The sequence below is a fragment of the Lentzea alba genome (assembly GCF_047445655.1).
Taxonomy (GTDB): domain Bacteria; phylum Actinomycetota; class Actinomycetes; order Mycobacteriales; family Pseudonocardiaceae; genus Lentzea; species Lentzea alba_A.
This window is the reverse complement of record NZ_JAJAEG010000031.1, coordinates 103,568-123,016: the sequence shown is the minus strand read 5'-3', so window position 1 is coordinate 123,016 and position 19,449 is coordinate 103,568. Positions and strand designations below refer to the sequence as shown.

The window sequence follows — 19,449 nt, the reverse complement described above, 5'->3', positions numbered from 1 at the left end:
TGCACTTCCATGATCGGGAGTTACACCGCTCTTTTTACAGTCCCGTCGTCGACAACGTGCACGGCGCCTGGTGATTTGGTAGCAGGAAAGTGCCTGTTGATGTTGAGTTGGTGGTACTTGCGTGCGTCATGAGGGTCAGGAGCAGATTCGCTTGGCCGAGTATCAAGTTAGCCGCTCAGGAGGACATCTGCATGAGGAACTCCGCGTTGCTCTGGGTCTTGCGCAGACCGTCGAGAAGCACGTCGATGTCGCGTTCTGACATGGCCCGGCGCACCGCGTCCGTGATGGCGAGCTCCTGGGGACTGACCAGGAGCTCCGCCTTGCGGGTGCTGGACTGGTGCAGGTCGACCGCGGGGTAGACGCGCTTCGCGGCCGTCTTGCGGTCGAGCTTCAGCTCGGCGTTGCCGGTGCTCTTGAGCTCCTCGAAGATCACCGTGTCGGCGACCGACCCGGTCTCGACCAGGGCCGTGGCGATGATCGTGAGTGAGCCGCCCTCCTCGATGTTCCGCGCGGCGCCGAGGAACTGCTTCGGCGGCGTGAGGGCGGTCGAGTCGACGCCACCGCTGAGGATGCGGCCGCCGTTCGGTGCGGCGAGGTTGTAGGCGCGGCCGAGCCTGGTGACCGAGTCGAGCAGGATCACCACGTCTTGGCCGTCCTCGACGAGGCGCTTGGCCCGTTCGACGGACAGTTCCGCCACCCGGATGTGCTCCCTGGGGTGCTCGTCGAACGTGGAGGCGAACATCTCGCCCGGGATGGTGCTCGTGAGGTCGGTGACCTCCTCCGGCCGTTCACCGACGAGCGTGACGATCAGGTGGCATTCCGGGTTGTTCTTGGCGATGGCCTGCGCGATCTGCTGCAGCACGATCGTCTTGCCGGCCTTGGGAGGCGCCACGATGAGCGCCCGCTGGCCCTTGCCGATAGGCATGACCAGGTCGATCGTGCGACTGGTCAGCTCGTGCGGGTCGTGTTCGAGTCGCAGCCGCTCGTTGGGGTAGAGCGGCGTCAGGTCCGCGAACCTGGGCCTTTTGTGCGGCATGCGTCCGTTGACGGTGTCAACGCTGATGAGCCTGTTGTCTTCCGTTTCGCCGGAGATCTGGTCGCCGCGCCTCAGGTCGTGTTGCTTGACGAGGTTTTGCGGTACGACTGGACCGTCGACGAGGAAGGCCTTGTTGTTTCGGATGTCGAGTACACCGATGTGCACGGTGACTGTCCTTTCAGGAGGGTTGAGTTGCTGGTAGTGGGAATCGACTTCGGCACTCTGTCGGCGCGGGCCGTGGTGGTCCGGGTCTCCGACGGGGCCGAGCTGGGCAGCGCTTCCGTTGAGTACGCCCACGGCGTGCTGGAACCCGAGCCGCAGTGGGCGCTCCAGGTGCCTTCGGACTACCTGGATGCCTTGCGCTGCGTGCCTTTGGCGTTGCGCGATGCCGGCGTCTCACCTGCCGAGGTGATCGGCATCGGCACCGACTTCACCGCCAGCACCGTGCTTCCGGTGCTGGCGGACGGCACGCCGCTGGCGCAGGTCTCCTCGTCTCCTCACGCGCTGGCGAAACTCTGGCGCCACCACGCGGCTTCTTCGCAAGCCGTGCGGTTCAACGCAGTGTTCGCCGACGAGCCGTGGATGGAGAGGTATGGAGGACTGACGTCAGCGGAGTGGGAGTTCCCCAAAGCGCTGCAGGTGCTCGAAGAGGCACCTGATGTCTACGCCCGCATGGGACACTGGGCGGAAGCCGCGGACTGGATCGTCTGGCAGCTCACCGGAACTTACGTGCGCAATGCGTGCACCGCCGGTTACAAGGGACTGTACCAGTCCGGCTACCCGGCGCCATCCCTTTTGGTGCAACTGCATCCGGACTTCGCTTCCTTCGCAGCTCAGAAGCTCGACACGCCGATCGTGCCGCTGGGCACGCGGGTCGGCGGGCTGTCCGCTGCGGGTGCGGCTTCGACCGGGTTGGCCGAGGGCACGCCGGTCGCCTGCGGGGTGATCGACGCCCATGCCACCGTCGCAGCATGTGGGGCCGCGTCGCCAGGTCAGCTCGTGGCGGTGATGGGGACCTCGACCTGCCACATGATGGTGGGGTCTTCTTTGCGTCCCGTGCCCGGCATGTGCGGGGTGGTCGACGGCGGCATCGTGCCCGGCCACTGGGGGTACGAGGCCGGCCAGAGCGGTGCCGGTTCGATCCTCGCCTGGTACGTGGAACACCAGGTGCCCGCTTCTTATTCCGCGGCCGCTTCAGCCGAGGGCATCTCGGTCCACACACTGCTGTCGCGGCTCGGCTCGTCGAAGCCGGTGGGGTCGCACGGCTTGATCGCGTTGGACTGGCACGACGGCAACCGGTCGGTGCTGGTGGACCACGCGTTGTCCGGCGTGATCGTCGGCCAGACCCTGGCCACCCGCGCCGAGGACGTCTATCGGGCTTTGATGGAGGCCACGGCGTTCGGCACGCGCACGATCGTTTCCGCGTTCCGGGACGCGGGTCTGCCCGTGGAGTCGTTCGTGGCGGCCGGCGGGTTGACGCAGAACCCCGTGCTCATGCAGATCTACGCCGACGTCCTGGGGATGCCGGTGTCGTTGATCGGATCGTCGGAGGGCGCCGCGCTGGGTGCCGCGATCCACGGCGCCATCGCCGCTGGAGCCCATCCGTCGATCTCCGAAGCCTCGGTCGCGATGGGCTCGGTGCGGCGTGACGTCTACATCCCTGATGCTGCAAGGGTTTCAGCATACTCAGAGCTGTACGCGGAGTATGTCACGCTGCACGACTACTTCGGACGCGGCGGCAACTCGGTCATGCACCGCCTGCGCGCTGACCCAGCTCGCTGAGCACCGCACGCGCCAACGCCTCAGGGCTTCGCCCTTCCCAGGTGAAGTCCTTCTCCGTCGTGCGGCCCCAGTCGTTCTTGACGAGCACTCGGAACCGTTCCGGATCGTCGTGGTGCGCGCCAGCCCAGGTGATGTTCGTCGTTCCGGTCAACACGAGACGAGCGGCCGTACGAGCCGGTGTCTCCCACGAGAAGTCCTGGGAGAAGCGTGCGATCTCGCGGTCGTACGTCCCGGCGTCGAACACCGCGTCCCTCGGCATCGGCTCCTCGAACAACCACGTCCACCGCACCGTGTCGCCCTCGCGCACGATCGTGACGTCCGTGCGCCCACACCCGTACTCGCCGCACTCACAGGTGGCGACGATCATCGTGTGCGGTTCCTCGGTCGCCACGAACTTGTTGTCCGGCACCAGGAGATCGATCGGATCCCGGCCGAGGCCCGCACCTTCCGAGGTCATCTCGACGTCGTTGACGTGCAGCAGCACCTCGAACCCGTGCGTCTGCTCCGGCACGACCTCCAGGCGGAGAGTGTCGTTCATGGCGCCCATGATGACGGTGTTCCCGTCCGGACGCTCGGTGTTTCAGCCGCACTTCTTCCAGGCCACCCGGAACGTCGTGCTGACACTCGAATCCGTCGAGTCCATCGTCATGAAACTGGTGGCGCTGCCCTTGCCGTTGACCTTCAGCTCGGCCTCGATGGTGAGTGGCTTCTTGTCCTTGCACGGCCCGTGCTGCACCTTGTCCGGCACATCGGTGGCGTGCCAGTTGTCACTCATCGGCGCGTTGTACGTGTGCGTGCTGTGCTGCGTCGGAAAGCCGGGGAAGCGATAGGTGTTGCGTTCGGTCCCCCGCGCCCCGTCGGTCAGATGAGCGAACCCGCGGTAGTCCGTAGCGGCGATCCCGTACGTGTATCCGGCCGCGTGGTTGAGCTTCAGCTCGATCGTGCAGCTCTTCTTCGCCTCGCTTCCCTTGGCCTGCACCAGGAAGTCGCTGTAGGTCACCGTGAACGCCTGGTTGTCGCCCGACATCGCGACGGTCGTCGTGCCGGCCGGACATCCCGTGCCGCTGACCTTCAGGACCTCGACGGTGACCGGTCCCGGTGGAACAACGGCCGCAGCCACCAACGCCATCGCCGCCAACATGGAGGCCTCCTCACATTGTTGTGGGAGAACCTATCTCGCCTGGCAATCGCGCGAACGGCTCAGAGCTTTACGAGCAGCGCACGAGCCTCCTCGCGGCAAACGTCGCTCCACTCGGCGAGGTAGGCCGCTGCCCGCCGCCGCACGTGCCTCGGCACGTCCTGATCGTTGGCCACCTCACGTGCCACTTTGGCGCAGAAGCCCCGTTCGTCACGCCACAGCGAGATCGCGTTCCGCGCGGCCCTCAGTCGCACCACCGGACCCAACGTCGGATCGGCTGCCATCGCACGCAGCTCCGTCACCGCGTCAAGGGGCCACCAGGCTCCGATGACGAAGAGCACGTTCGCCCGTTGCAGCGGCGTGGCGATCTCCACCAGTCTGTCCAGCACGGCTCGCATGCGCGGCCGTTGTGGTGGCCAGTTCGCACAGATCACTGACGCCGCCTCAGCTCGTGCGGTGGCTGGAAGACAGCCGTTGTGTGCGATGGCGTCGAGCAGTGGAAGCGCGTCGGATCTGCCCTTGGGGCCCAGGTCGGCGAGGTCGTCCGCCGCCCGCCACCGCAATGCCGGCGGCGCCGGATCGGCGGCGATCTCGGCCAGCACACGGCCACACGCCGCGCGGTCGTCGAGCGACAGGTCGGACAGCCAGCCGACCGCACGCCTGCGTTGCCACGCAGGCAAACAGGGATCGTCCCGCATCACACGGAGATCATCGAAGGCGCGCGCGAGGCCGAGTTCATCAGCCCGGATCCGCCACGGCGCGTCTAGGTCCGCCAGCAGGAAGTCACGAGCAGGAGGCTCGGTGCTGATCTTCGCCAGCAACAGTGCCGCGGTCCGCCGTTCCCGCATCGAACGGGTCTCGTCGACGACTGCCTGAGCGTCGTCGTGGACACGTTGCCACGCACCATGTTTCGCGGCGTCGACACGTGCGGCCGGGGTTCCTTCCGCCAGCAACAGATCGAGAGCCTCCGGAACCACCCGCACACAAAGCTGCGAGAGTGCGACCGCTGCGTTGCGACGATCCGCGGCGTTGGCTTCCGGCGCCGACAGGATGTCTCTGATGGCTGCCTCGGCCTCAGCGCGCAACGGCAAGTCGTCCCAGAAGTCGGACTGAGGAACGCGATCCGCGATGTCCACCGCGTGATCAGCCAGCAGGACTGCCTCTGCCCTGGTGCGTTGTTCCCGGGGCAACCTGCGGATCAGCCGGGCGGCGGTGTCGTCGTTGATGTGGGGGTCGCGCACCAGCGCGGCGATCAGCGTGGCGAGCCGCTGGGACTCCGGGGCGTTCAGCCGGTCGAGAGCGTCCGCTGCCAGCGCGCGCTCCTCGACGACGAGATGACCGCTCTCTGCGAACCGCCACAGCACCTCACCCATCGCTGGCAGGAACGACCGGTCGAGGCCGGCGAGCGCGGCAGCCGCCTCACAGCGGACCGACATCGGCTCTTCCGGATCGTGCAGCACCGCGAGGTGAACGTCGACGGCCTCGGCCAGCGCCTGCGGATCCGCACCTTCCACCATCGTCCGATACGCGTGCGCACGTGACTTGAAGTCGACGTACCCGTCCTCCACGTGCCGGCGCAGCACCGGGAGCCCTTCGGCTCCGAGCAGGCAGGCGGCCGCGGCAGACTCGTACCGTTGGCGGTTCCGGTCGGCGGCGAGCTCACGCAGCCGCGACAGCACGTCCGCTCCGAGTGCAGTGACGTCCCCCACGAGTTCTCGCCACGACTCCAACGCCATGTCGCTGCACGCGCGGAAGACGAGTTCCACGGCCTCGTCGAGCCGGGAGTGGTCGCTCCTCGCCAGCGTCACCGCGGCAATCGCCCGATCGTCGAGGTCCGCGGAGTGATCAGCGACGAGACGACGCAAAGCGGGTAGGGGCGCCGGCAGGCCGAGAACGTCGAGCGCCTGCATCGCCAGCCGCGAACGGTACGGCGTGCTCAGTTCGTCATCGATGATCTCGTGCAACGCCTCGGCGAGCGAGGCACGGACACCGCGTCCCGACAACTCGAAAATCCTTGCCACATAAGCAACATCGAGGACCTCACCGGACCGGATGAGCTCGGTCGCGCCGACCACCGCCGCCCGGTGGAAAGGTCCGCCGAGGCTGAGGAGCCCCTGCGCGGCCAGCAGACGTGTGCGCAGGCTGCGCCGGTCATCCCCGAGCAGAGCCGTGAGCACCTCCTCCGCAGTGCGGCGGTCGGCCGTGCATTCCGACGCGAACGCACCGCCGAGTTGATAGGCCGATGAGGGATCAGCCCGCGCGAGCGCGAGCTGCGCCTTCAGCGCGCGTTCCCTCAGTTCGGGCCCGAGCTGGTCCAGCTGTGTCCAAGCCGCCCAAGCAACGTTGGGGTCGCAGTCGCGAGTGATGAGCATCAGCTGTTCAGCAGCCTCGGCGTGGTACTCGGGAGCGCAGCGGATCAGTTCCCTCGCGGTGGAACACCGGGTGAGCGGGTCGATCCGCAGGTCGACGAGCGCGGCCCGCATCCTGGTGATGGCGTCGCCGCGATGTGGTTCTGGCAGCGCGGACAGTTCCCGCAGGGTTCCGACGAAGTCCTGCCGCATCGGTGGCACCTGGGCGAGCACGCGCTGGAGCTGCGCGGCAGCCTCGGTGTGAAAGGCAGGTCCGAGCGCCGCGAGTGCGCCGGCCGCCGCGATGACCTGGCCCCACAGTGCTCCGCTGTCCGCGAACACCCTGCGCAGGTGCTGCGCCCCCACCTCAGGTGGGCAGAGGTGGGAGAGTTGCGCGGGGAGCTGCCTGCGTTCCTCCGGCCCGGCGTCGATCTGGGCCAGGAGCAGTTCGCCTGCCAGAGCCCGCTGCCTCGGGCCGAGCGACGCGAGCGTGACCGCCGCGTTGCCCCGCATGCCCGCGATCAACCTGCGGTCGGTGACCAACGTAGCCAACGCCTCGGTCGCCACCTGTGGTGCGCCGAGAGCGGCGAGACCGATCGCCGCTTCCCTTCTGCCGAGCGTGTTGTGCACTCGATCGCGCAGCACGCCGAGGAACACCTCGATGCACCGCTCGTGGAACGCCATGTCGATCTCGGCCAGTCCCGTGGCTGCCTCCACGAGCCAGTTGATCGGTGTGTCCTCATCGGACACGATGCGTTCGAGCGCGGCGACAGCGAAGTCACGAGCCTCGCCACCGAAAGCGGACAGCACGACCGCAGCGCCGTGACAGTCCGCACCGGTCGCGAACGGGTCCGACAGCACCGAACGCAGACCGCGTTCGGCCGCTTCCCGTTCCGCGGTTCCGGTGTCGGCCAGGGCCTCCGCCGCGGCCAGCCGGTGGTCGGCGGGAGCCGACAGGTCGTCCACGGCCGCGCGCAGGAACCTGATCGGCTCCCCCGTGCGATCCTCGCGCAACCGCACCGCCAACGCCGTGGCGGCTTCCGCGCGCGATTCCCACGGCGCGGACTCGTCCTGCAGCAGGCCGATGAGCCAGTCGCGCAGGCCGTGGTGGTGCGTGGCGCGGCTGGCCTGGCCGAGGATGAGCCTCGCCCGGAACTGGGTGGTCATCGCCCATCCCCGCACGGTGGCGAGGAAGTCGTCGACCAGTGGCGCGCTCGCGGGCATGTGCCGGGCAAGCAGCCGGGCGGCGAGAAGGTGCTGCTCCCCTGTCCCGTTGTGCAGCCAGCGCAACACATTGTCGGCTTCGGCCGGGTGCAGGTGCGTGTAGTGCAGCAGCACCTGACGTGCGAAACGCCCTTCCTCCAACGGTTTCGCTCGGTGCAGTAGGTCGGCGAAGCCGTCCGGGTCGAACGCTTCGGGCAGATCACGGGCTTCCGCAGTGGCCGCCACGTGTTCGGCGAAGCTGTGATGCAGGAACGTCAGGTCGTTGCCGCGCGGCACGAACGGACCGGTCGCGGTGAGATGGGCGATGACGTCGTCGTACGAGCCGGCGTCCTCGTGGCAGCGGACCCAGTCGCGGACAGCCTTGACCAGAGGGATGTCCGACCTGAGCCGGGTGCGGCCGAGGTGCTCGACCAACGACGTGTGATGCCGCTCGAACGCTTCCGGTGTCTCGCGGGACGTCTGGATGAACGTGAGATACGAGTCGTAGAGCTGGTACTGGTTGCCGGGGAGTGGGCGTTCGCCGTGCTTCTCGAACACAATTGCGGCGATCGTGGCCAGCAGCGGCACCGCGACCAGCTCGAACAGGCGGGCGTCGCGCACCTGGCGCAGGAACCTCCTGGCCTGGTCGATGTCCTCCTCGAACCAGTGCTCCGCGAACCTGTGCAGTGCGTCCACGTCGAACGGGAGCAGTTCGTAGCGCCCGGCCCCTGCCCGTTGCAGGGGCGCCAGCGTCCCGCCCTCGGCCGGCCTGGTCGTGAGCAGGACCCGGTAGGTCGACTTGGTCGCCCACGCCGCCAGGGTGTGCACGATCCTGAGGCGAAGGTCGCTGTCCGCCACCTCGTCCAGCGCGTCGATCAACAGCAGCCACCGGTGGCCGGCCACCCGGCGCGCGAACAGCGCCGAGTCCAGTGGTCCGCTCAGGTAAGGCCCGTACTCGGCGGTGGCGCTGCTCGCCAGCGTCTGCGAGAACGACTGGCCGAGGTGCGCCGCCAGCACGCGAGCGGGGATGCGCAGCGGCACCACGGGTTCGTCGAGGGGAGGTTCGTCCTCGTCCGGCACCGACCAGGCTCGCACGATCTCGGCGGTGAGCCTGAGGGTGAGGGTCGACTTGCCCTGGCCGGGGCCTCCGGTGATCACCAGGTGTTCGTCGGCGTCCAGCGCGGCTCGCATCGGTTTCGACGGCGGTCGCACCGTCACCCGGATCGTCGCGGGTCCCGACGGCGGCTCGATCAGCTGGCCGTGCTCGTCCAGCAACGGGGCGGGCGGCTGGTCCCCTGGCGCGTCGTCGACCCCGCTGCCGACGTCCTGGCGCACGTACACCGTGCCGAGTGAGGGTGTGCGGGCGCCGGGGAGCTGGTAGGGCAGCAGGTCGGCGGCCTGTTCCTGGGCCCAGAGCAGGTCCTTGATCTCGGTGGGCAGGCCGGTGGCCGAGGCCCAGCCAGAACGGGGCGCCATGCTGCTGCGGGCTTGGATGTTGAATTCCAGGTCATCCTCCGCCATCGGGGGATGGTCTCACGGCTGGGCGGTCCATTTAGTGCCAAATCGTGGACTTATGCGCCGGCCAGATCACCCGTCACGTGGATCACCGTGGGACGGTCGGCGGCGAACGCCTTGCGCAGGGCGTTGGCGAACTTGTCCTCGTCGTCGACGGTCAGGCCGTGGCAGTTGAGGCCCTTGGCGACCTTGGCGAAGTCGATTCCGGGGAGGTTCACGCCGTGGACGGGTTCGCTGCGGTCGACCATCTCGCGGCGGATCTCGCCGTAGCCGCCGTTGTCGGCGATGATCACCGGTAGGGGCAGACGTTCCTGAGCCGCAGTGGCGAGTTCGGGGAGCGTGAACATCACGCCGCCGTCGCCGTGCAGAGCGATCACCTGACGGTCGGGGGCGCCCATCTTGGCGCCGATCGCTGCCGGGAGGCCGTAGCCGAGGGTGCCGAAACCCGTGGGGTACAGGAAGCTTGCCGGGCCTTCGAGCGGCAGGTTGGACAAAGTGCCGTAGTAGCAGGCCATTGCGCTGTCGCCGGCGATGATCGCGCCTGGGGACAGGACTTCTCGCATGGCATCGACGAGTGGGAGCCAGGGGGCGCCTTGGGCTCGGGCGTGTTTGCGGAAGAGGCGTTGCCAGCGTTCGGCACGCTTCAGGGCTTCCTGGGTCGCTTGGGCCTTGCCGAGGCGCTGGTTCAGGGCCGTGACGGTGGCTTGGGCGTCGCCGACCAGGCGGTAGTCCGGGAGGGCGTTGGTGATCATCTGGGCCGGGTCGACGTCGATGCGGATGAGGTCGCCGGGGAACTTCAGCGGGCCGTTCCACAGGTCGGTGCTCGCCAGTTCGGTTCCGATGGCGAGGACCACGTCGCATTCAGCCACGAACTCGGCCACTGCTTTGTGGTGCAGGCCGGCGCCGATGGAGAGCTGGTGGTGTTCGGAGAAGGTGCCCTTGCCGTTGGCTGTGGCGACCACCGGGGCGCCGAGGCGTTCGGCGAGTGCGGTGATCTCCTCGGCAGCGCCCTTCGCGCCGCCGCCGATGATCAGGCCCGGTCGCGTTGCCGAGTTGAGGCGGCCTGCCGCTGCGGCGATCGTGACGGCGTCCGCGGGCGGGTGGGCGACGAGGACGGGTGCGACGTCGCTGACCTTCTCGACGGCGTCGATGAGGTCGAGCGGGATCTCCAGGTGTGCTGGGCGGGGGCGACTGGAGGTCATGTGCGCGAAGGCTTGTGCGATGGCCAGCGGGATCTCGGCGACGCTGTGCACGCGGTTCGAGTAGCCGATCGCCGCTTCCAGCGCGGCGCTCTGGTGGCGGACCTCGTGCAGGGTGCCGTTGCCGCGGCCGGGGTGGCGCAGGGGCATGCCCGGGGAGATCAGCAGGACCGGCACGGAGTCGGAGTACGACTGGGTCACCGCGGTCATCGCGTTGAGCACGGCCGGGCCGCTTGTCGTGAGGCAGATACCGGGCTTGCCGGTGACGCGGGCGTAACCGTCGGCGGCGAAACCGGCGCCCTGCTCGTGGCGCGGGGTGACGTGCTTGACGTCGTGCTCGGCGAGGTAGCGGTAGATGCCGAGGTTGTGGGTGCCGGGGATGCCGAACACCAGCTCGGTGCCGTGCGCGACGAGTGCGCGCACCAGCGCGTCACCCCCGCTGATGCGAGGAGGGGTCATCCTCATGCCACGCGTCGTCCGCTCGTGTCGTTCACCTTGTCCCCCGAAGGGATGATCAGCGCGTCGACGGCCAGCACGCCGTCGGGCCCCACGCGCACGGGGTTCAGCTCGATCTCGGCCAGGTCCGGTCTGGCCACGAGCGTCTCGGAGATCTGGGCGATCACCTCGGCCAACGCTGTCACGTCGACCGGTTCCGCGCCACGCCAGCCTGACAGGAGAGGGGCAGAGATGAGGCGTGCCAGCATTTCCCGCGCTGTGGCGGGGGTCACGGGGGCGAGCTCGATCGCGGTGTCCTTGAGCAACTCTGCGTGGATGCCGCCCGCGCCAACGAGAATCACTGGGCCGAACGAGTGATCGCGCTTCGCGCCGATGATCAGTTCGACGGTGTTCTCGCGCGTGTCCATCTCTTCGAGGACGTACGTGCCGGGGCCCAGCCTGGCCGTCATCTCGTCGAACGCGGTGGCCGGGTCGGTGAGGTTGATCTTCACGCCGCCGTGTTCGCTCTTGTGCTGGAGCCAGTCGGCCTTCAAAGCGTACGGGCCGTTGAGGTTGGTGGCTTTGACTTCCGCGGCGCTCGTGACGGCGTGAGCCTTGGGGAACCTGACGAAGCTCAGCAGTTCGCGGGCCGCGAGGTAACCGGGCTGGAACGGAACGACGGCCTTTGTCTGTGGCACGACCGTCTGCGTTGGCCTGCCGAGCCGTGCCGCGCCGCCCAACGCGTTCAGCGCGCGCTCGATCGTGTGCTGCACGGGCACTCCGCCGGCCTTGAGCGTCCGCACCGCGGCGGAGTCGGCGCACATGCTGTGCACCACCACGGAAACGCCGGTTTCCCTTGCCAGCGAACAGATTCTGTCGGAGACCGCCACTTCGAGGGCTTCCAGCGAGGGCGTGTCCGGGCCGTAGCTGCCGAAATAGCCGGACAACACGACCGAGTCGACCTCACCCCCGCGTGCCAGAACATCGATCGCGCGGACGTAGTTCTCCAGATCCTGCTCCCCCGCCCCGGCGAGGTCGACCGGGTTCCGCGGCACCGACAACCCCGCCGCCACCGCGAGATCAGCCGCGATCGCACCCTGTCCACCGGAGTCGGAGACCACCCCGACCCGGCTCCCGCGCGGCACCCCGGACGACACGACCGCCGCCAGGTCGACCAGCGCGGCCGGCGTCGCCACCCGCACCGCACCGGCACGACGGCAAGCCGCGTCCACAACGTCCAAAGAGGACGTCAACGCGCCAGTGTGGGAACGTGCCGCCTCCTGCGCCGCCCTGGAGGAACCGACCGTCAGCAGCACGACCGGCTTACCGGCCGCGCGCAGCTCCGACATCGCCGTGACGATCCCCGGCCCGAAGCTCTCCAGGTACACCCCCACGACCGTCGTCATGTCGTGGGAAACGAGGTCCAGCAACGCTTCCGTCGCCGTCACGTCCGCCTGGTTGCCGACCGAGACGAACCGCGACACCCCGATCCCCGACGCGGCCGCCAGCCCGGCGATCTCCAGCCCGACCTGCCCGCTCTGCGACACCACCCCCAGCGAACCGGGCTGGAACCGCCCCCACGCCAGGTGCAACGAGGTGGCCGCGTCGAACACACCCAGACAGTTCGGCCCGAGCAACCGCGCGCCGGCCGCACGGATGCGCGCGATCACCCCGTCGTCGATTCCCGAGGTGATGCCGACGAATCCACGCACGCCGACCGACAACGCCTCGTCCACCACAGCGGGCACGTGCGCCGCGGGTACCGCCAGCACAACGAGTTCGGGCGCCTCGGCCAGTTCTGACAGCGACCGGACCGTCGGCTCCGAGAGCACCGAGCCACCACCGCGGTTGACGAGGTGGACCGCACGACGATCACGGCCCGTGAGAGCCCCGCGCGCCAGCCAGTGCCCCCACTTCGCGGGGTCGTCGCTCGCACCGACGACCGCGACGGACGCGGGATCAGAGAAGATCATCTCGCACCGAGACCGCGGGAGATGATGAGGCGCTGGATGTCCGACGTGCCTTCCTCGATCTCTTCGAGCTTGGCGTCACGCATCCACCGCTCGACGGGGTACTCGCGGGAGTACCCGTAGCCCCCCAACGTCTGCACAGCCGCGTGCGTGCACCACATGGCGTTCTCCGACCCGACGAGCTTGGCCATCGCCGACTCCTGCGCCACCGCGTGCCCCTCGTCGTACAACGTCGCCGCCCGCACGGTCAGCAGGTGCGAGGTGTCGACCCGCGTGGCCATGTCCGCGAGCCGGAACGCCACCGCCTGGTGCTGAATGATCGGCACCCCGAACTGCTCGCGCTCCCGCGCGTAGTCGGTGGCGAAGTCGAGCGCGGCCCTCGCGAGGCCCGTCGTGGCAGCGCCGATGAGGATTCGCGAGGCGTCGAACGTCCGCATGAGGCCGGCGAACCCCTGCCCCTCGTCACCGAGCCGGTTCTCGAGCGGCACCCGCACGTCGTCGAGGAACACCTCGGCGTTCACGATCGCCCGCTGCCCCATCTTCTGGAACGGCGGCCCGACCTTCAGCCCAGGGGTGTCCCGCGGCACCACGAAGGCCGTGACACCACGCGACCTCAGCGTCGCATCCACGGTCGCGAAGACCACGAAGTACTCGGCGTACGGAGCGTTGCTGATCCAGGTCTTCTGTCCGTTGAGGACGTATTCCTCGCCCTCGCGCCTGGCCGAGGTCTGAATGCTCGCCGCGTCCGACCCGCTGCCGGGCTCGGTGACCGCGACGGCGGTGAGCGGCGGCCGGTCGCTCCCCAGTGGACCGAGGAACCGCTCCTGCTGCTCGGGCGAGCCGAGGTGCTCGATCGGAGCACTGAAGAAGCCGTTGGACGTGATCAGGTTCCCGATGCCGATGTCCCCGTGGCACAGCTCCTGCTGCACGAGCACCTGGGTGAGCAGATCGGTGACCCCACCACCACCGAACTTCTCCGGGATCATGAACGACGTCAACCCGAGCTGCGACGCCTTCTCCCAGACGTCGAGCGGCGACTCGGTGTCCGCCTCGTCGACGGCGCGCCCCCGCGGACGGATCTCCCTGGCGGCGAACTCCCTGGCCAGCTCGACGAACTGCTCCTGTTCGGCCGTGAGCCGCAGGCCGTCCCGGACGGTCCGCCCCATCTCGCACCCCTAAATTGACTGACGAATCAGTTATTCACGATCCATCGGGCAGCCTAGCTGTGTCAAGACGCTTCCGAAGGGTCGCGAACGGGTGATCCGCCAGGGGTACTTCGACCGCTGTGGAGGTAGTGATCACCTGCGTCGAGACGACCGGTGCCCAGGTGCGGCTGCAGGACTGCGTGGCGTTCGATCAGGACATCACCACGATGTCCGTCGAGCTGAGCGCGAACGGCGTCGAGGCGCGGCAAGGCGTCGAGGTGCTGGACCACGACGGGCTCGCGGTGTTCTTCGAACGGCTCGCCGACGACTTCCAGGGCTGGGACGGCGAGCGGGCGTGGCGGTCGTATGACGAGGAACTGGCGGTCACGGCGCGCTTTCACTCGCGCGGACACGTCGAGCTGAGGTGGAGCCTCGCGGACAACCTGACCCACGCGTGGTCGGTGAGCGTCACGACGTGGATCTACGCAGGCGAGGACATGCGCGGTCTCGCGGGCCGTCTGCGTGAGCTGTTCGACGCGCGCTGACTCACGTGTTCTCGATGCCCCGGACGATCAACCCGGGTGGCTCGGAAACCGGCTTCTCCCACCGAGTCGCGTAGTGGTCGAGGAAGATCTGCCCGACCAACTCCCCGCGCGTCCGCACCCCGGTCTTGTCGAAAATGGACTTCAAGTGGTCCTGCACGGTGTACGGCGACATGCACAACACCTTGGAGATCTCCTTGGTGGGCCGCCCCTGGATGCACTGCATCGCCACCGACGACTCACGATCGGTGAGCCCATAAGCCAACGCCACCACCGGTGCGACGTCGTGCGGGGTGGCAGGATGGATGATCACCGCGGTCCGCCCGCCAGGCCCGAGACAGGTCCCGTACAACAGCTGCCACGTACCGGCACGCGTGCGGACCCGAGCCCGCGCGGCCAGCTCGAGCGGGTCGGTCCCCGGCGGAATCACCCTGGCCCGGGCCGCGATCGACTGCACGATCTTCGACTCGCTCGGGTGATCCGGCGGCGGATGCTCGACCAGCTCGCTGATCCAGCGTTCCGCCGCGGCCGAAGTCGACTCGGGCGACCCGTCGGCGTCGAACACCACAACGCCCGGACCCCAGTCCACGCGCGGAGAACCCGCCAGCGAGGTGGCGAGAGTGCGCCGCAGACCGGTCGCGACCAGTGACGACAACGCGGACAGGGCGGCGACCTCGGCGTCGGTGAACCACGGCTGGTCCGCGTGGCGCAGGAAGCCCGCCGCTCCCCAGTAGATGCCGTCGGCCACCAGCGAGACGCGCAGTTCGTCGCCGAAGCCGTACGTCACCTGCGATCGGTGTCTGGCGGAACGGGTCAGGTCGCCGTGGGTGTCGATGCTCGTCGCGCCGGCGATGCGTCCGCTGTTGGCCAGGAACGACCACTTGTTGACGTCGTCGACGACGTACTCGTAGTGCGCCAGCCAGGAGACTACGCCCGCCGCACGACACCCACACTCCCAGAAATCTGGGTCCTACCTGCGGCGATCACCCGGTGTTCTGGGATGGCCCAGGCCGCCGGACGAGCAGCACGCTCGCAGCATGACAACCACACCAGACCAGATCTTCCAGCTGGCACAAGGATTCATGGCCAGCAAGCACCTCTTCGCCGCCAGCGAGCTGGGGCTCTTCGAGGCCCTCGGCGAGGGACCGGCCGACCTCAAGGGTTTGGCCGCCCGCACCGGCCTGCCCGAACGCTCGGCCCGCATCAGCGCCGACGCCATGGTCGCGCTCGGGCTCCTCGAACGGCACGGCGACCAGTACGCGAACGCCCCGGTGGCCGCGACGTTCCTGTCCGGCGCCACGCCTGCCGACTTCAGACCGCTGCTGCGAATGTGGGACAGAGTCAGTTATCCGGCGTGGACGGACCTCGCCGGGACGCTCGGCCGAGGCAAGCCCGCCCACGAGATCTTCGACGTCGACGACGACCTCGTACCGATCGTGTCTGCCGGGATCGACGCCGCGACCGCCGGTGCCTGCCGAGCGCTGCCGCACGTCGCCGGGTTGCCGGCCGGAAGCCGGGTGCTGGACATCGGTGGCGGCCCGGGGTCGTGGTCGATCGCCCTCGCCCAGGCCGATCCCGGGCTCACGGCGACGGTGTTCGAACTGCCCGAGGTGGCCGCCATCGCCGCGGAGCGGGTGAAAGGCCACGAGCAGATCGATGTGCGCACCGGCAACCTCCTGACCGACGATCTCCCGCCGGGCCACGACGTCTTCCTGCTCGCCAACGTCATCCACTACTTCACCCAGGACACGAACCAGGCGATCCTGCGCAAGATCCGAGACGCCGCCGAGCCGAAAGCGCGCTTGCTGCTCGCGGACTTCTGGACCGACCCCACGCACACCCAGCCGTTGCCCGCGGCGCTCATGGCCGGGGAGTTCGCGATCCACCTCAACGACGGCGACGTCTACAGCGTCGAAGAAGGCGCCGAGTGGCTCGCAGACTGCGGCTGGTCGTTCACCGGCCACCTGCCGCTCGCCGGGCCGATCACCCTCGTCACGGCCGAGGCCGCCTGAAGCTCAGAACCGCCGCAAAGCCGCCCGAACGATCTCCAGCGCCTCATCGGACGTGAGGCCCAGCTCAGCGGACATCGTCGCGTAGTGCGCCGCCGCCGCCCGCACCCGCTCGCGGTTGCTGTCGCCGTTCGCGCTCACCACGGTCCCGGCGCGGCCTCGGGTTTCGACAAGACCGGCCTCTTCGAGCTCGCGGTACGCGCGCGCCACCGTGTTCACCGCTAAGCCCAGGTCTTTGGCCAGGGCTCGCACCGTCGGCAGTTTGGCGCCGACCGGCAGAGCGCGGTTCGCGATGGCGTGCGCGTAGTGCGTCCGCACCTGCTCGTACGGAGGTGTGTCCCCTTGGTGGTCGATCTTCACTGCGCCCCATCCTCCCCGACACGTCACTACCTCTGTATTGACCAACGGAGGAGTGCGGCGGAGGTTGCGGGTCGATTCAGCGAAGATTGGTCTGGTCCGCACCCATCTGCACGTAGAGCTTGCGCCAGCCCTGGTCGGCGGCGGTGGCTTCTCCGCCGTCGCAGTAGGGTTTCGACCCGTTCGAGGTGTAGTAGCGCAGGATCGACAACGAGACGACGGTGTCCCAGTTGCCCTCGTCGAAGTACTCCTCCCCCGGAGTCTGCTCCTGGTGTTTCATGCAGGAGATGTCGGACTGCTGTTCGTCGTCGAACTGGGCAGTTGCCGAACCCGACGTGGAACACGCACCCAGTGCGAGCAAAGCGAACACGGACACAACCAGCTTCTTCATGATCCCTCTCTCAGTTAACCGGCCAGCGCGCGCGTGGCCAGACCGACTCCGACGAGCATCACCAGCGCCGCCGTGCCCAGCGGCGTGAAGTCCGCGTATTTGCGGAAGCGGGCCAGACGCGGACCGAAACGGTCTCGTATCGAAACCAGCAACAGCCCCGCAGCGGTCAACGTCGCCGCCATGCCCAGGCCGTACGCCAGCACCAAGATCACTCCGAACCACGTGCGGCCCAGGGCGATCGCGCCCAGCAGCACGACGAGAGCGGAGGGGGACGGCACCAAGCCGCCCGCCACTCCCATTCCGACGAGCCCCGCCCGGCGGTGCCCATGACCATGACCGTGCCCATGGGAGTGCCCATGTCCGTGCCCATGACCATGTCCGTGGTCGTGCCGCTTACGACCACGGGAACGCACCGCCGAGCGGAGCAGCACTCCTCCGATCACCGCGACCAGCAGACCGCTCGTGACGCCGAGCCAGCGGAGGACTGACTCGCCGGCGATCACGCTGGACACGCTGAGCAGCAGCCCCAGCACCAAGACCCCCGCCGTGTGGGTGATGGTGACCGTGGCCCCCACGAGGAATGCGTCGCGGCGGGTTCCTCTCGAACCCGCCAGGTAGGCGGCCATCACGGTCTTGCCGTGGCCGGGCAGCGCCGCGTGTGACGCGCCCAGCACCAGAGACAGCAGGACCGCACCGATCCCGACCACCGGGGTGAGATCACCCACCAGGCCGACGGCCGCCTTCGTGGCCTCTCCCAACGCACCAGGCGGGGTCACAACGGTTCCCTCGCCTGGTTGAGCTACGAACCGGACCGCGCGCACGTCCAGAGGTGACGACAGCAGGTCCTCCGGGTACGAGCGCAGCTCGTTGCTGATCGACTCGGCCGGCGCGCCGGAGACCGCGACGTCGACACCGACGACGGTGATCTCGCGCCAGCCGGGCTTGTCCTTGAGGTACGAGTCGCTGAACGTCACCTCGACCTCACCGCGCACCGGCAGCAACGCGACATGGTCACAAGTCAGGCGCATGGTCGGCAGGCCGGCCTCACCGGGTGGGCGCACCACGTCGGCCTCGCGCACCTCGAACCGCAGTTCCTGCTCGTCCGCCATGGCGTTCAACGACTTCGCGCGTTCCGTGCACCGCTTGCGGGCGTCCACGAAGTCGCGGTCCTGCAGAGTCGGGATCTCCGCGCTGTCCACAACGGACCGCAGCTCGATCCGGTCGGGAAACACCCGCAGTCCGTCGTAGTGGTTCACGCTGAGGTTGCTCAACGGGTGCGCCTGCGCCACCCCGCCCATCAGCAGCATTCCGAACACCACCAACAAGAACACCCTCATCGCAGACTCCCCAGGATCGCCTCGCGGTGCCGGAGAACCTCCGGGTCCTTCCAACCGAGTGCGACGGCCTTGTCCGAGTACGGCAGGGCCTCCGCAGAGCGCTTGTTGACGTGCAACGCCCAGGCCATCGCGTCGGCGGTGAACACGCTCTGCCGCTTCGTCCATTCCTTCTCGGCGAACCGCAACGCCTCAGCGGGATCCCCGTGATCGGCGGCGATCAGCGCCGCGGTCAGGTCGTCGCCACCCAAGGCCCGCAACTGCTGCAACGCGAGGTCGAACTGCGCCCGCGCCTCCGCCGGCTTGCCCGTCTTGTCCAAAGCCTTGCCGTACTTCACGAGGTACTCCGGCGACGGCGCCTTCGACACGAGCCCGCCGTAGACCTCAAGCGCCTCCGCGTCGGTCCGCCCCTTCAGCTCGTCCAGGTGGAACTGGCAGAACCCGGCCTCCTCAGGCGAGGAAGCGGTCTCCAGCGCCCGTTCCAGAGCCACGCGCGCCTCGTCCAGACGGCCGTGCAGCTCGAAGTGGTACGCGGCGCGGGTGAACGACGCGACACCGGGCCTCAGGTCCAGCATCCGTTGCAGCGCAACGGCAGCACCGGCATCGTCACCGAGCTGCGTCAGCGCGTCGACCAGCACGCCCTGAGCCTGTGCGGAGTCCGGCAGCGCCGAAACCGCGCGCTGACCCCAGTCACGGGCGGCAACGAAGTCGTGCCGGGCGTTGAACAGCGCGCCCTGCCCCATGAACGCCTCACCGTTGCCTTCGGGCTTGAGCCGCAACGACTCCTTCAACGCGCGCTCGGCACGTGAATAGTGCTGCGGATCGAAAGTGGTGCGAGCCAGTTCGACGTGCGTGGCACCGAGCTGGGCCCACGCGGAGGCGTCATCGGGCGTGCGGCGGAGCTTGGCCTGCAGCGACTCGGCGTTGCGCTGCAAGGAAGAAGTCTGAGTGACGGGCTGAGAAACGGGCTCCTGCCGGGCACAGGCGGTGACCACGAGCAGGGCAGCGAGCAGCGGCACAACTTTCCACATTTTCCGGCTCCCTT

At 68.4% G+C, this 19,449-nt stretch carries 14 protein-coding genes and 1 pseudogene; 3 read left to right on the top strand and 12 right to left on the bottom strand.

Going from position 1 to position 19,449, the window contains the following annotated elements; genetic code table 11:
- Nucleotides 1–175: 175 nt before the first annotated feature.
- Nucleotides 176–1,192, bottom strand: a pseudogene (gene rho / locus LFM09_RS39100) (transcription termination factor Rho); the annotation flags it as partial.
- 36 nt (nucleotides 1,193–1,228) lie between these two features.
- On the opposite strand from rho, the gene LFM09_RS39095 reads away from it, so the two are divergent.
- Nucleotides 1,229–2,818 (top strand): ribulokinase, encoded by a 1,590-nt coding sequence (locus tag LFM09_RS39095; RefSeq protein ID WP_414101672.1) that lies wholly within the window; start codon nucleotides 1,229–1,231, stop codon nucleotides 2,816–2,818.
- Here the strand turns inward: LFM09_RS39095 and LFM09_RS39090 are convergent.
- Genes LFM09_RS39090 through LFM09_RS39065 form a run of 6 tightly spaced genes read right to left on the bottom strand, consistent with a single transcriptional unit; the run spans nucleotide 2,784 to nucleotide 13,792 of the window.
- The gene (locus LFM09_RS39090; protein ID WP_414101671.1) at nucleotides 2,784–3,356 is read right to left on the bottom strand and encodes a hypothetical protein; all 573 of its coding nucleotides are present in this window, start codon (nucleotides 3,354–3,356) and stop codon (nucleotides 2,784–2,786) included. The two genes, LFM09_RS39095 and LFM09_RS39090, sit on opposite strands and share 35 nt — an antisense overlap.
- 42 nt (nucleotides 3,357–3,398) lie before the next feature.
- The gene (locus LFM09_RS39085) at nucleotides 3,399–3,959 is read right to left on the bottom strand and encodes a DUF4360 domain-containing protein (RefSeq protein ID WP_414101670.1); all 561 of its coding nucleotides are present in this window, start codon (nucleotides 3,957–3,959) and stop codon (nucleotides 3,399–3,401) included.
- Nucleotides 3,960–4,018: 59 nt separating this feature from the next.
- Nucleotides 4,019–9,028 carry an NACHT domain-containing protein gene (locus tag LFM09_RS39080; protein ID WP_414101669.1) on the bottom strand — a complete coding sequence of 1,670 codons (5,010 nt, stop codon included), beginning with the start codon at nucleotides 9,026–9,028 and terminating at the stop codon, nucleotides 4,019–4,021.
- Nucleotides 9,029–9,078: 50 nt separating this feature from the next.
- On the bottom strand, nucleotides 9,079–10,686 hold the full coding sequence (locus LFM09_RS39075; RefSeq protein WP_414101668.1) for a 5-guanidino-2-oxopentanoate decarboxylase: 1,608 nt from the start codon (nucleotides 10,684–10,686) through the stop codon (nucleotides 9,079–9,081).
- Complete coding sequence (locus LFM09_RS39070) at nucleotides 10,683–12,629, bottom strand: acetate--CoA ligase family protein (RefSeq protein WP_414101667.1); 1,947 nt, start codon at nucleotides 12,627–12,629, stop codon at nucleotides 10,683–10,685. The genes LFM09_RS39075 and LFM09_RS39070 overlap by 4 nt, the downstream gene beginning before the upstream one ends.
- Nucleotides 12,626–13,792: an acyl-CoA dehydrogenase family protein gene (locus LFM09_RS39065; protein ID WP_414101666.1), complete on the bottom strand. Its 1,167-nt coding sequence runs from the start codon at nucleotides 13,790–13,792 to the stop codon at nucleotides 12,626–12,628. The genes LFM09_RS39070 and LFM09_RS39065 overlap by 4 nt, the downstream gene beginning before the upstream one ends.
- Before the next feature lie 119 nt (nucleotides 13,793–13,911).
- Here LFM09_RS39065 and LFM09_RS39060 point away from each other — a divergent pair, with 119 nt between their 5' ends.
- Complete coding sequence (locus LFM09_RS39060; protein ID WP_414101665.1) at nucleotides 13,912–14,316, top strand: DUF6228 family protein; 405 nt, start codon at nucleotides 13,912–13,914, stop codon at nucleotides 14,314–14,316.
- Nucleotide 14,317: 1 nt separating this feature from the next.
- Here LFM09_RS39060 and LFM09_RS39055 read toward each other — a convergent pair whose 3' ends face one another.
- Nucleotides 14,318–15,100: a LuxR C-terminal-related transcriptional regulator gene (locus LFM09_RS39055; RefSeq protein WP_414101664.1), complete on the bottom strand. Its 783-nt coding sequence runs from the start codon at nucleotides 15,098–15,100 to the stop codon at nucleotides 14,318–14,320.
- Between the two features lie 250 nt (nucleotides 15,101–15,350).
- Here LFM09_RS39055 and LFM09_RS39050 point away from each other — a divergent pair, with 250 nt between their 5' ends.
- Complete coding sequence (locus LFM09_RS39050) at nucleotides 15,351–16,325, top strand: methyltransferase (protein ID WP_414101663.1); 975 nt, start codon at nucleotides 15,351–15,353, stop codon at nucleotides 16,323–16,325.
- Between the two features lie 3 nt (nucleotides 16,326–16,328).
- Here LFM09_RS39050 and LFM09_RS39045 read toward each other — a convergent pair whose 3' ends face one another.
- The 4 genes from LFM09_RS39045 to LFM09_RS39030 all read right to left on the bottom strand — a co-directional run bounded on the left by LFM09_RS39045 (nucleotide 16,329) and on the right by LFM09_RS39030 (nucleotide 19,435).
- Nucleotides 16,329–16,682, bottom strand: coding sequence for a GntR family transcriptional regulator (locus LFM09_RS39045; protein WP_414101662.1), 354 nt, complete (start codon nucleotides 16,680–16,682; stop codon nucleotides 16,329–16,331).
- Between the two features lie 76 nt (nucleotides 16,683–16,758).
- Entirely contained in the window at nucleotides 16,759–17,070 is a 312-nt protein-coding gene (locus LFM09_RS39040) for a hypothetical protein (protein WP_414101661.1), read from the bottom strand.
- A 14-nt stretch (nucleotides 17,071–17,084) separates the two neighbouring features.
- Nucleotides 17,085–18,407: a nickel/cobalt transporter gene (locus LFM09_RS39035; protein WP_414101660.1), complete on the bottom strand. Its 1,323-nt coding sequence runs from the start codon at nucleotides 18,405–18,407 to the stop codon at nucleotides 17,085–17,087.
- Nucleotides 18,404–19,435 (bottom strand): tetratricopeptide repeat protein, encoded by a 1,032-nt coding sequence (locus tag LFM09_RS39030; RefSeq protein ID WP_414101659.1) that lies wholly within the window; start codon nucleotides 19,433–19,435, stop codon nucleotides 18,404–18,406. Before LFM09_RS39030 ends, LFM09_RS39035 begins: the two co-directional genes overlap by 4 nt.
- Nucleotides 19,436–19,449 lie beyond the last annotated feature (14 nt).